13 protein-coding genes and 2 pseudogenes are annotated in these 12,107 nt (G+C 64.0%); 3 read left to right on the top strand and 12 right to left on the bottom strand.

Translation table 11 applies throughout. From position 1 onward, the window contains the following. Nucleotides 1-564: 564 nt before the first annotated feature. Nucleotides 565-993, top strand: a pseudogene (locus AC5RWU_RS16835) (transposase); the annotation flags it as partial. Between the two features lie 146 nt (nucleotides 994-1,139). Here AC5RWU_RS16835 and AC5RWU_RS16830 read toward each other — a convergent pair. Further along, nucleotides 1,140-1,655 (bottom strand): HtaA domain-containing protein, encoded by a 516-nt coding sequence (locus tag AC5RWU_RS16830; protein WP_494032112.1) that lies wholly within the window; start codon nucleotides 1,653-1,655, stop codon nucleotides 1,140-1,142. After that, a complete protein-coding gene (locus tag AC5RWU_RS16825) occupies nucleotides 1,639-2,685 on the bottom strand; it encodes an FAD-dependent monooxygenase (RefSeq protein WP_494037089.1) in 1,047 nt (348 codons plus the stop codon). The genes AC5RWU_RS16830 and AC5RWU_RS16825 overlap by 17 nt, the downstream gene beginning before the upstream one ends. 163 nt (nucleotides 2,686-2,848) lie before the next feature. Here AC5RWU_RS16825 and AC5RWU_RS16820 point away from each other — a divergent pair, with 163 nt between their 5' ends. Both AC5RWU_RS16820 and AC5RWU_RS16815 read left to right on the top strand, forming a co-directional pair. Then, entirely contained in the window at nucleotides 2,849-3,091 is a 243-nt protein-coding gene (locus tag AC5RWU_RS16820; RefSeq protein WP_494032114.1) for a hypothetical protein, read from the top strand. Then, nucleotides 3,016-3,615: an SDR family NAD(P)-dependent oxidoreductase gene (locus AC5RWU_RS16815; protein WP_494037091.1), complete on the top strand. Its 600-nt coding sequence runs from the start codon at nucleotides 3,016-3,018 to the stop codon at nucleotides 3,613-3,615. The genes AC5RWU_RS16820 and AC5RWU_RS16815 overlap by 76 nt, the downstream gene beginning before the upstream one ends. A gap of 76 nt (nucleotides 3,616-3,691) precedes the next feature. Here AC5RWU_RS16815 and AC5RWU_RS16810 read toward each other — a convergent pair whose 3' ends face one another. From AC5RWU_RS16810 to AC5RWU_RS16765, 10 genes and pseudogenes are all read right to left on the bottom strand, one after another. Further along, complete coding sequence (locus AC5RWU_RS16810) at nucleotides 3,692-5,431, bottom strand: FAD-dependent oxidoreductase (protein ID WP_494032115.1); 1,740 nt, start codon at nucleotides 5,429-5,431, stop codon at nucleotides 3,692-3,694. Further along, complete coding sequence (locus tag AC5RWU_RS16805; protein ID WP_494032116.1) at nucleotides 5,421-6,263, bottom strand: alpha/beta fold hydrolase; 843 nt, start codon at nucleotides 6,261-6,263, stop codon at nucleotides 5,421-5,423. Before AC5RWU_RS16805 ends, AC5RWU_RS16810 begins: the two co-directional genes overlap by 11 nt. 320 nt (nucleotides 6,264-6,583) lie before the next feature. Beyond that, nucleotides 6,584-7,795: an MFS transporter gene (locus tag AC5RWU_RS16800; protein ID WP_494037088.1), complete on the bottom strand. Its 1,212-nt coding sequence runs from the start codon at nucleotides 7,793-7,795 to the stop codon at nucleotides 6,584-6,586. 37 nt (nucleotides 7,796-7,832) lie between these two features. Beyond that, nucleotides 7,833-8,606 carry an HpcH/HpaI aldolase family protein gene (locus tag AC5RWU_RS16795; RefSeq protein ID WP_494032118.1) on the bottom strand — a complete coding sequence of 258 codons (774 nt, stop codon included), beginning with the start codon at nucleotides 8,604-8,606 and terminating at the stop codon, nucleotides 7,833-7,835. A 334-nt stretch (nucleotides 8,607-8,940) separates the two neighbouring features. Next, on the bottom strand, nucleotides 8,941-9,258 hold the full coding sequence (locus AC5RWU_RS16790) for an SDR family oxidoreductase (protein ID WP_494037090.1): 318 nt from the start codon (nucleotides 9,256-9,258) through the stop codon (nucleotides 8,941-8,943). Continuing rightward, nucleotides 9,197-9,397: pseudogene (locus AC5RWU_RS16785) on the bottom strand (SDR family NAD(P)-dependent oxidoreductase); the annotation flags it as partial. The gene AC5RWU_RS16790 and the pseudogene AC5RWU_RS16785, both read right to left, overlap by 62 nt. An 8-nt stretch (nucleotides 9,398-9,405) precedes the next feature. After that, nucleotides 9,406-9,558 carry a hypothetical protein gene (locus tag AC5RWU_RS16780; RefSeq protein WP_494032120.1) on the bottom strand — a complete coding sequence of 51 codons (153 nt, stop codon included), beginning with the start codon at nucleotides 9,556-9,558 and terminating at the stop codon, nucleotides 9,406-9,408. 382 nt (nucleotides 9,559-9,940) lie between these two features. Then, on the bottom strand, nucleotides 9,941-11,251 hold the full coding sequence (locus AC5RWU_RS16775; RefSeq protein ID WP_494032121.1) for a cytochrome P450: 1,311 nt from the start codon (nucleotides 11,249-11,251) through the stop codon (nucleotides 9,941-9,943). A gap of 68 nt (nucleotides 11,252-11,319) precedes the next feature. Next, nucleotides 11,320-11,559, bottom strand: coding sequence for a tyrosine-type recombinase/integrase (locus AC5RWU_RS16770; RefSeq protein WP_494032122.1), 240 nt, complete (start codon nucleotides 11,557-11,559; stop codon nucleotides 11,320-11,322). Continuing rightward, on the bottom strand, nucleotides 11,553-11,978 hold the full coding sequence (locus AC5RWU_RS16765; protein ID WP_494032123.1) for a site-specific integrase: 426 nt from the start codon (nucleotides 11,976-11,978) through the stop codon (nucleotides 11,553-11,555). The genes AC5RWU_RS16770 and AC5RWU_RS16765 overlap by 7 nt, the downstream gene beginning before the upstream one ends. Nucleotides 11,979-12,107: the final 129 nt, after the last annotated feature.

Genomic DNA, 12,107 nt, shown 5'->3' with positions numbered 1-12,107 from the left:
GTCCACAACGAGTTCGATTGGGACCGGTACCGCGAACGGCAGTACGAGTACCTCTCGGAACTCGGTACTTGGTGACCACAAGCGGTCCAACGACTCTAGCTGAACCCCGCTTCGCTATGTTTGACGGTTAACGGCACAACTGAGATCGATCAAGGACTGATAGACCGCCGCCCAAATCGCATAGGGGAGCGTGCGGCTGTCTCTTCAGTTGCTGTCACCGGGGACGCTGTTCCCCCGTACTCACCCGGCAGCGAAGCGAAGCGGCGATGACGATCTTGTAGTCATCGCCGCTTCGGGTTACATCGGATTCCCATCGGCGGCACTTCCTGCCTCTCTTAGGTTCTCTCCAGCTCAGAGCAGTTCGCCCGCCTAGTTTGCGGCCCTCGAAATGTCCCCGATCATCAGCACGTTTCGCTTTCCCGTGCTCGTGCTGGTGCCGCGCTGGTTCAAGCCTCCGAGAAGTTCAGGAGGTCCCCACTCCGCGGGCAAACGGGTCTAGCTACGCTTCCTAGTAGTACTTGGATAGGTCTTTCGGCCGAATCCGGAGCGCGTTAATTTGAAGGCATGCGTGCCGATGAAGTGGCCGGGTCCGTGGTTCGCTCGAGGAGTTCGTGCAGGAGGTGTTTGTGCCCCTGGCCCGGAAGGACCAGCGGGACAAGGCCGGCCTCTATCTGCAGGGTTTGATGCTGGAGGGGCACCGGAAATCGATGCAGCCGATGGGCGGCCGGCCCGGGGCGGCCGCCGGCAGCTGCAGCAGTTCGTCGCCTCCTCGCCCTGACCGGTCGAATCGGTCCGCCGGGTGCTGGCGTCCAGGGCCGTGGACCTGATCGAACCGGAGGCGTCGGTCGTCGACGACACGGGGTTCAAGAAGGACGGTTTGGCCTCGCCCGGGTGGCCCGGCACTACTCGGACACCCTGGGCAAGAGCGGCAACTGCCAGATCGGGGTGTCCGTGAACGCGGTGACCGACCGGGCCTCGTGCCCGCTGGACTGGGGTGCTCGAGTATGTCCACAATGAGTTCGATTGGGACCGGTACCGCGAACGGCCGTACGAGTACCTCTCGGAACTCGTAATCTGGTGACTACGAGCGGTCCTTCAGCGCGGCGTCCGGTGCGAACTGCATCGGGTGCGGCGTTCGTTCAGCCGAAGGCCGGTATTCGTACGTGGATCGGATCGAACGCGGTGCCGATCGAGTAGTTGGCTTGGAACAGCTCCGCGCCCGCCGCTCCGATGGTCGGCTGAAGTGCTTCCCAGCGAAGCGTGTCATCCACCGGGGAGGGGCGTGGCACGTAAGGAATGTCGAAGAGGGACTCCCTGACGTTGGAGCTCTGGTCCTGCGATGTATTGAAGGACAGCACCCCGGCGCTCCCGTCGAGGTGCAGCCACGGGTTTGCGAGGGTCACGTCCATCGCGCCAAAGTGCCCGTACAGGTGCACGAGGCCGCTGAAGCGAAGGATGCCGGACCCTGTCGCCGTGTCCAACGTCGAAGCCGTGAAGAGGGGGAAGTGGAAGTCGAACGTGCTCGTCAGGTGCACTCCGTCATCTATGGTGATGCGTCCGTCGGGAAGGCGGCGCAGGTAGCCGAGCAGGCTTCGTTTGAGGCCCCACACGAGTCCGGTGCTGACCGGGAGGAGGGTCTCAGATGCTGGCGACATGGGATGAGGCTATCGGAATCGGCGCGTCGATCGCGCGGAGGAATGCGCGCAGCATCTCGGAGGCCGCATGAGCGGGGGCCGCGCCTGCGACCATGCGATCGGGACGGATCAGCACGACGGACTCAGCTCGTGCGTTGAACCACCGCTTCAACGAGCCGTCGACGTCGCCGATGACGTTCGGCGAGTGACTGGCGTCCCAACACAGTTGGACCGCGGGCCTGGCCGCGACGAGTCGGGTGCCTGCGCGCTGAGCCGCCTCGATCGCGTCTGCATCGAGAATCGCGGTCGGATCGTTGTTCCACGCCACGAGCAGGAGGCGGTCACCGCCGATGCCCTTGACGACCGCGGCGATCTTCCACGCAAGGTTGTACGCATCACGGATGCCGCTGTTGCAACCCTGGCCCTGCCACACCGGCATGAGGTGCGCAGCATCGCCGACGAGTACCACTCGACCCGAGCGGAATCGCCCGGCGATCCGGGCCTGGTGCGCGTAGACCCGCCGGCGGATGATATCGATCGGTGTGCCCCGTGGGATGAACGGCTCGAGGAGACGGGCGATGAACTCATCGTCTTCCGCGTGTTCCGCGCTCTCACCGGGCAGCATCATGAACTCGAAGCGGCGGATGCCATGCGGGATGCTGATGCAGGCGTAGGGTCGCTTCGGGTCTGCGCCGTCAACATAGGCGCCGGGGTGGCCGAGCGGGTCGTTTCGGATGTCGATGACGAGCCATTCAGCCTTCGCCGTCGTCCCGGGAAAATCGATGCCAAGCGACTTTCGCGTGGCGCTGCGGCCACCGTCTGCGCCGACGACGTACGACGCGCGCATTGTGCGAGACCGGCCCTGCGGATCCTCGACGCTCAGCGTCACACCGTGGGCATCCTGCGTGATGCCGGTGACCTTCGACGACCAGATAATCTCGGCGTGTTCATGGCGCTCGAGTCCCGCGAGGAGCACCCGGTCAGTCAACGGCTGCACGAAGCCGTTGCGCCTGGGCCAGCCGAACGCGGATATCTTCTTATGAAGTGGCATCTTCATCTTCTTTGTATCTGCATTTAATGCATAGTCTCTTTTGTGTCAGTCTAACGGATCTATTGTTCTCCGGCTGCGGGCGTGAGAGATAAACTCCGAACATGAACCGATATGTGCAATGTTGCAGATTCACCTCGGGGTCCGATTCGAAGCGGGGCGAGCGATGACGGAGTTCGACTGGAGTCAGCAGATCGTGGTCGTCACCGGTGCAGGAGGAGGGATGGGGCAGACTCTCGTGCGGGCGCTCCTCGCGCGCGGCGCGAGGGTCGCCGGATTCGATCTCAAGCCGTCGTTCGAACTCGAGCCCGATGATCACGCGCGCTACCTGCCCTGGAGGTCGACCTCGGCGACCAGGATTCGATCGTCGCGGGCTACGCAGAGGTCGACCGCCGGTTCGGCGACGTGACCGGGCTGGTCAACCTTGCAGCGACATGGTCCACAACCTATAAGGCAATCGACCTGGAAAAGCCGGAGTGGGACAAGGTCATGGGGGTGAACGTCGGGGGCACCTTCTGGAACTGCCAGGAGGCGTTGCGGCGGATGACGCCGAATCACAGCGGTGCGATCGTCAATATCTCCTCGCTGAACGGAATCAGGGCCCGGATGGGAACGTCCACACATGCCTACGTGATCTCGAAGGCGGCGATCATCGGCCTGACGACGTCGCTTGCCGCAGAGGCTGCGCTCGAGGGTGTGCGCGTGAACTGTCTCGCCCTCGGGCTTCACGAGACGCCGGCGATCGTCGCCGGCCTTGGTGACGAGGGAGCGCGCAGATACCGCGAGACGGCACTCAAGGCCACTCCGATCGGCCGCATCGCCACACCTGAGGACGTGGTGGGCCCGATCCTGTTTCTGCTCAGCGACGACTCACGCAACATCATCGGCCAGACCATCCTGAGCGATGGCGGCCGGGGAGGCTGGTATCAGTAGGAGCCCCCACAGACGGTGAACCCGGGAGCCGGAACCGGTTTTCTCGGCCCAGCTCCCGGGGGGATCCGTACGTGGATTACTGCGCTGCCGCTCCGCTTGCCGTTGTCTCGCCCTGCGCCGCGAGCTGGTCGGCCACCCGATGTGCGGCGATGTAGCCGAAGGTCATCGCCGGCCCGATGGTTGCACCGGCACCGGCATAGCTGCGGCCCATCACCGACGACGACGCGTTGCCCGTGACGTAGAGCCCCTCGATCGGCGTACCGTCAGACCGAAGCGCCCGTGCATGCTCGTCTGTCACGACTCCGCCGTTCGTCCCGAGATCGGAGAGCACGATTCGGAACGCGTAATACGGGCCGCCGTGCAGCGGCGCGAGGCTCGGCGTGGGAAGCGTGATGTCACCGTAGTAGCGATCATAGGCGCTCTCACCGCGATGGAACTGAGTGTCCACGCCCGCCGCGGCATCCTTGTTGTATCGCGCTACGGTCTGCTGAAGGGCATCGGCAGGAACGCCGATCTTGCCCGCGAGCTCCTCGAGCGTCTGGCCCATCTGGAACGCGGGGTTTGAACGCCACGCCTTGGGCGGTCGATGCCCCGTCGGCGCGGGCGCGAACGGGATCTTCGGGATCGGCAGGTGCCCGAAGATGACGTAGCGTCGCCAAGACCAGTCGTCGGTGATATACCACGACGGGATGTGCTGCACACCGGTCCGCTCGCCGGCGATCATCGCGAAGCCGAAGTCCTCGTATGGCGCGGCCTCGTTGATCCAGCGCTCGCCGGCACCGTTCACGATGATCTGCGACGGCAGCATACGTTCGTTGAGGCTGAACTGCAGCTTGCCGGGCGCCCATTCGACTGCGGGGAACCACCAGGAGCTGTCCATCGTCGCGGTGGCTGCGCCGATGCCGGCGGCCGCGTTGATGCCATCTCCGGTGTTCTCCGCGACGCCGAGGCTCCAATCGGAGCGCGACTCCGGCTGGTGCTGCTTGCGCATCTCGACGTTGTGGTCGAATCCGCCCGCCGCGACGATGACACCGCCGCGGGCATGAACCCGGATCTGTTTGCCGTCGCGCTCGATGACGGCGCCGACGATGCGGTCGTCCTCGACGATGAGCGAGGTCATCGGGGAGTTCAGCCAGAGCCCGATTCCGCGCTTGCGCACGGCAAGCAGAAGCCGGGCCATGAGCGCCTGGCCGATGGTTGTGATCTTCGAACCTGTGAGGCGCGCGGTGAACATGCGCCACACGAGTTTGACGAACAGCCGCTTGCCGCCCCAGGTCTGGCGTAGACGGTAGAAATCGGGAAGCTCGTTCGGACCCATCCACATGCCCTTGGGCATGACGCCCGCCGGGGGGTGGAGCAGGTCAGCATCCTTCCCGAGCTTGCGCAGGTCGATCGGCGGCACATTGATCGTGCTGCCGAGATCGGATCCGCCCTCGAGATTCGGGTAGTAATCGGGGTACCCGGGCTTCCAGACGAACTCGAGGTCGGGATCGAGTGCCTCGAGGAAGTCGAGCATCTTGGGTGCGTAGTCAAGGTATGCCTCGAGCTTTGCATCCGGCACGATTCCTTCTGTGATGGTCTTGAGGTAGCGCAGCGTCGCGGCGCGGTCGGGAGTATACCCCGCCCGACGCTGCACGCCGGCCCCCGGGATCCAGCTTCCGCCGCCGGACAGCGAGGATGTGCCGCCAAACCACTGCGACTTCTCTACGATCAGGGTCTTCAGGCCGCGGTCGTATGCCGTCAATGCGGCCGCAGCGCCACCGGAACCCGCTCCGATGATCAGGACGTCGACCTCTTCGTCGAATTCACTCTGCATTATCGTCACCTTTCGTTTCGTTGAAGAATGCTTCGACCGCCGCAATGAACGCCTCGGGCTGCTCGATCTGCGGGCAGTGGCCGGATTCCGCGATCACCGCTGCGAATCCTGCCGGCAGGAGATCTGCCAGACGCTGCGCCCAGCCGGCCGGCTTGAGCTTGTCGTGAGCGCCCTCGATCAGCAGCGTGGGAACCGTGATCCGCTCGTGGATGAGTTCGCCGCCACCCGAAGACTGATGGCCCGGGCGGCGGAATCGGGCGGAGGCGACTGCCTCCCACGCGCCCGGCTGGACGGCGGACTCGTAGCGTTGCTTCACGTACGATTCGTCGCTGGCGTAGCTCGGGTCGTGGAACATCGCGTGCACGATGGCCCGCATTCCTTCCAGCGAGGCGTCGTAGTCCATGAGCGCCGCCATGAACTCGTTGTTCGAGATCTCGCCTGCGCCGCAGATCGATACGATCCGGCGGATCGGCAGGAGCGGTGCATCGGAGGCTGCGTCGGCGATGAGCATGGAGCCGCCCATCGAGTTCCCGATGAAGTCGGCGTTCTCGATGCCGAGGGCGGAGCAGAGCTCGGTGAGGTGCCGCAGGCGCCAGGTGCGTCCGTCTACGAAGTCCACGACCTTGGAGGATTCGCCGAATCCGAGAATGTCGGGCGCGATGACGCGGTGGTGCTTCGCGAGATCTGCGTATACGCGCTCCCACGTGATCTCGGCGCTCCCGCCGAACTCGCCGCCGTGCAGCAGGACGATCGGGCTGCCTTCTCCTGCTTCGAGGTAGCTTGTCTCCACGGCGCCGAATCGGAAGGTGCGCCGGGTCCAGGGCTTTGTCATACTACTCCTTTGTTGGGTCGACAATTGCCAGCGTGGCTGTCCTAGTTTTCACATAAAGCATACCCACCTACCGGTTGGAAAGTGTCTAATCTCTGCACTATGTGCATTTAGGCCCAGCCGGCGCAGAGCAGGCGAACTCATGCTCACCATGCGCCGGAATGGCATCGAAGGTGTCGACCTTGCACCTCGTATCGCCCGTTCATCGGCCCAGCCCGAGCGCGGAAACCTCCCGGCTTCCGCGTCGGCACACCTGTCGCCGCTTGCTCGAAAATTGGCGACGGTGAGCAGCGTCTCGTCCGCTCGGACTGTCCGGATCGCGTTCACGCCTTGCGCCTGACCAGGCTGATCAGCAGTGCCAATCCGCTCGTCACGACCATGCCGATCGCCATGATGAGCGAGGAGGTCCCGAAGACCGCCGCGACGGTCCCGGCGATGATGCTGCCCACGAAGTATTGAAGACCTCCGATGGCGGCGACGCCCGCGCCGATGCTCCTCTGCAGGCGGTCGACGGCGACTGCGGTCCCCATCGGTGAGATGACACCGTGCTGGAAGGTGACGGCGAACAGGGCGGCCTGCAGCATCCAGAGCGGCCCGTCGAAGATGACCACGAGAAGCGTTGCCGCGCAACCCGTGACCGAGAGCGCCACGGAGGTGAGCAGAATCACCCGGGGTGCGACGAACCGACTGATGAAGGCTGCGAGCTGGCTCCCGCAGAGGATCGCGATATTGTTCACCGCGAACGCGAGAGCGAACGCCACGGCATCCAGCCCCCGCTCCTGCTGCAGCACGGTGGAGAGCGACGTGACGCAGGTGAACATTGTCACCGAACCGACTACGACGACCCCTCCGGACACGAGGAAGCTCGGCTCGCGTATGGGGGCGAGGTAGGTGCGCAGGGCGGCGAACCCGTGCCCCCGGCCGGCAGCCGCGGGGGCCGTCTCCGGCAGCATGATGGCGCTTAGGATGCCGAGGGCGACTCCGATCGCCGTGATCGCGACGAAGACCCACCGCCAATTCGCCGCTTCCGATATCAGGCTGCCGAGGATGGGGCCGAGGACCGAGGTGAATGCGATCGGAATGACGAGGCGCGTGTACATGCGAGCGAGCGCAGGGCCATGGAAGAGATCGCGGAGAATCGAGCGTCCGATGACCATCCCCGAGCCCGCGCAGAGACCCCCGATCGCCCGACAGGTGATGAGGACCTCCGCGTTGGGCGCTGTCGCGCAGCCGATCGAGGCGAGGACGAAGATGCCGATGCCGAACAGGAGCGGTCTCCGGCGTCCGTAGCGGTCGCTCACGGGGCCCCAGAAGAACTGTCCCACGCCGACTCCGAGGAACGCGGCGGTGATCGCCGTCGCGCTGACATTCGCCGGGGCACCGACTCCGGCGACCATCGGCGCGGTTGCGGGAAGAACGAAGTCGATCGTGAGCGGGCCCATGACCGTGAGCGTCGCGAGCAGCACGATGAGCGGCGCCGAACGGGGCCCGGGGTCGTGCGGACCAGGCGGGATTACCGGCGCTGGAGAGCTCACGTGTCCCGGGCCCGGCGCAGCCATCATGAGAACGGTTCTAAGCCGAGACGGGGGAGTAGCGTTCGCGGGCGACGCGGATGGCCTCCTGGGCCGATGTGCGCAGGAGATTGAGGTCGCTCCCGGCCGTGCCCCACGTCGTTCCCTCGAAACCGGCGCCGAGCGGGGTGCCCAGTTTGATGCCCTTCGCGGCGGCGACCGACCTGACATGATCCCAGTACGGGGCGAGCTTCTCGCGCTCGGTGTACATGTCGAGGCCGATGTCGAGCGCAAGGTCGGCGTAGCCGAAGAACGCGAAGTCGATGCCGTCGAGATCAGCGATCTCGGCGAAGTTCTCGACGCCGGCTGCGGTCTCGATCAGCGGGATCACGGTGATCTCGCGATTCGCGTTGTCGACATACCCGGACCAGTCGTCCTGTGACCAGGTCGTCGCGGGCACGACCTGGCATTGACCGCGCCCGGACGGCTGGTAACGGCTGCACTGCACGGCGCGCCGTGCCTCGTCGGCAGTGCTGACCTTCGGCACGATGACCCCGTCGGCCCCGGTGTCCAGCGCCCGCTGAATGGTCCGAAGGTCGTTGGACCCGACTCGCTGGATCGCGGGAATGCCGTTCGCCCAGGCGGACCGGACGTGATTGAGGATGTCGCGCGGGCCCAGCACCCCGTGCTCATCATCGATGATCAGGAAGTCGTAGCCGACGCTGCCGAGGATCATCGACGTGGATGGGTCGGTCGAGGTGAGCCAGGCGCCGAGCGGCGTCTGGCCCGATTCGATCATCTTCGTCAGCTTGGACCGAAATTGAGGTTTGTACATAGTGCAATCTCCTTTGATCTGGTAACACCTTAGCGCACCCCTATATTGCGGGGAACAGGTGGAGCGGAACGGGTCCCTCGGCGGCATTCGGCGAGCAGCCGGGCCGGGGGATGATGGTTGCTAGTCGACGCACCTATGCATATTGTGCCGCATGCGTCCTGCCCCAAGATTGGCGACATGCTCGAGCACATGCGGCCGCGCGATGCCCGGTCTTTTGTGCGCGAGCTCGACAGTGATGCTCGTGAGCTACTTCGCGGGCTTCGGGGCAGGCAGAACGGTGGTCGCGGAAGCGCCGCCGTCGATACTGATCGCCTGGCCCATCAGGTAGCTCGAATCATCGGACGCGAGCGATGTCGTCCGGCGTCCCCAGACGCTCGGCAGGAACGGCGCGTGCCATCGCCTCTCGAATCGCATCCGGCAGGCTCACGATGGCCGCCGGGGTCATGATCATGCCCGCGTGGATGACGTTCATGCGAACGCCCTGGCGTCCGTACTTCGCCGAGACGGTGGCCGCAAGGTTGGCGAGCCCAGGCCTTGACCGCACCATAGGCGCCAGTGAGCGGAATGCCAGGCGTGCCTGCGTCCGACCCGAGGCTGACAATCGTTCCGCCGCCGTTCTCGATGAAGGTCGGCAAAACCGCACGGAGCGCATGGAAGACGTAACGAAGGTTCACCTCGAAAAGCAGATCCCACTGTTCATCCGACATGTCGTGCAGGTGTCGCCATGGGACGAATGTACCTGCGCTACCGACGACCGTAATGAGCACGTCGAGCCCGCCGAACTCGCGCACTGCAGTCGTCAGGCCGCTGTCACCTCGGCTGAGGACCGCGCGTCCGCGCCCAAGGGCAGCACCTCGAGATCGAAGCTGCCGGCGACGCCGGCTGTCGCCTCCTCGGCCTTCGTCAGATCGATGTCGACGACGGCGAGGTGGCTGGCTCCTGACTCCGTCACGTGACGACTGATGGTGCCGACGTCGGACACGTCGCCACTGCACGCGGCGCAGGAGAGTCGACCAGTAGAGGGCGCAACCCCTCGAGGGTGGCGGTCGCACCGAGGTAGTTCACCGCCACCGTCGCAGGGGGCGGTGGCGCCAGTCCCGCACTTGCGATAACAGCATCGATCGTGCCACCGCTGAGGTTGGCGGCTTCCGAGACGAGAGCGCGACGCCCTGCATCCGTCGAGAGATCCACGCTGTTTTCGGCGTCGCGGACATCGACTCCGATTACACAGTTATCACGCTCGGTCAAGAGCTCGGCAACCGCTTTTCCGATCCCGCTGGTCGAACCTGTGACGACGTACTTGCGTTACGTGTCTCTTCATCCATCAGTGTGGTTCAGCCGACCAGGGCCGAAGTGCGCGGCGTGTATGCCACGGGGAGAGAGATGAATCCCGTCGAGGTCACGTCTGGCAGCCATGTCGGCTCAGCTGTGGGCTGTATGTCGGGGAACGCGGTCAGGACGCGGAGAAGCATCGTCTTTAGCTCGAGACGAGCGAGCATCCGCCCCAGGCAGAGGTGCACGCCGTGGGCGAAGCTCAGATGCGGCACCTCTGGCCGGGTGATGTCGAACACGTTCGGGTTCTCGAACTTCGTCTCGTCACGGTTCGCAGAGGCCAAAGAACCGATGACCCAATCACCTTCCTTGATGCGCTTGCCATGCAATTCCAGGTCCTTCGTCGCGACTCTGAAGCGGGACTTCGCCGGTGTCACCCAACGCAGCACCTCGTCTATCGCCCCGTTGATGCGCGTCGGATCGCTCAACAACAGTTCGCGCTGGTCGGGGTGCGTCATGAACAGCCAGAGACCGACAGCCCCGGCGTTGCGCGTAGTCTCCAATCCCGCACCGATTATGATCTTGAAATACGTGCGGAGCTCGTAGACGCTGAGGAGATCTCCATCTATCGTCAGGTTCGCAATGAGAGTCGCGAAGTCGTCCTGGGGCTCCGCGCGGCGCGCGAGCGCAAGCTTCTCGCAGTATTCCATGAGCTGCTGCTGCCCGATGAGCGACGTCTTCGCCGGGTCGTTGTCGATCGTGTACTTGGGGTTGCCGGGGGCCAGCCACCGCCACACGGCGTCACGCAGATGATCCCAGTCCTCCTCGGGCACGCCCAGTAGCCCCAGCAGCACCCGCATCGGCAACTGTCCTGCGATCTGTTCCACCAGGTCGCACTCGTCCAGACCCGCCACGTCATCGATGATCTCGTCCATGATCTGTTCGACCCGGTTGGCGTGCTTGCCGATGGCCGGCGCACTGAAGAACTTGTTGAGGGGCCTTCGATACAGGGTGTGGACGGGCGGGTCGATTCGGGTGAGATCCGCGTAGAAGCCGTACTCGAAGCGCTCCTCGGGGGTGTAGCGCTTAGGGCTCCTGGGGATCCGCGTCTCCCACCGTGAACTGAATGTGCGGAAGTCCGCGAGGTAATCACGCACATCGTCATACCGCGTCAGCAGCCAGTAGTCCTTGCCATACACGGTGTCATGGGTGTAATGCACTGGGTCTTCTTGGCGAAGGCGCGCGAAGACCGCGTGATACGCGTCATTCGTGTACCACTCAGGGTCGAGCATCTTATTGTCGATATCAGTCCAGTCAGACACTTGCGAACCTCTCGAAGCCGGGATTTGTTTTGGGTTGTTGTTCAGGGCCATGTCGTACCAGCCCTTTTGAAGGCTAGTTTATCATGCGCATAGTGCAACTGTATGGAAGATTACACGGATTACGCAGACGCGGGCGCTGTGCCCTTATGACAAGGAAAGTTTTCATGATGAGTCGAACCGTTCTCGTTGAAACGCGCAACAACGCTGACTTCGCGCTCGACAACCGACAGGTCGTCGTGGCGCAGTCCGAGCACCTCGCCGATGCGCATTCCGGTGTTAAAAAGCAGCGCGAATAGCAGGCGGTCCCTCAACCGGGTGCACGCGTTCAGAACGGACCGTACCTCCCCGACGGTCAGCACCCTGGGCAGCTTGTTTGGAATTGGCAACGTGATTGCTCTGCGCTGCTGCGGGCGCCCTTTACTGATGTGGTGTAAGAACGCTTCCCCGAAGATCCGTTCCCGGTGCCGCCCAGGCTACCAGCAGATCGGCCAGCTCCACCCCGTGGTGTGCCTGATGCTGGTAAAACGAGTTCACCTGACAACTTCCGGTTGATCGTGTCCGGCCTGACTTGCGAGGCAGCCACGGGCAACACGGCCACCTGTCCGGTCCGTCCTGCCGGCGGCAGCCGAAGCCACTCCACGAACCCGCCAAGGTCTTCCAGCGTGACTCGGCGCCAATCCTGACCCCGATAGGCGAGGAAAACGAAGAAGTCCTTCAAATCGTGCGCATACGCCTTCGCCGTGTTCGGCGACCGATCAACCGCGCTCAGAAAAGCCAAATACCTCTCGAGCGGAGCAACCGGAACATCATCGTCTCCAAGAACCGTTCACGAACTTCCCATACCGAGCGTCACCCTTTCGCGGGCACTTTACGGCGTCTCGTCGGTGTGTTGCACTGCTCGGTTCAG

The sequence above is a fragment of the Arthrobacter sp. B0427-1-12 genome, assembly GCF_059092905.1.
This window is presented reverse-complemented; position numbering and strand designations above follow the sequence as displayed.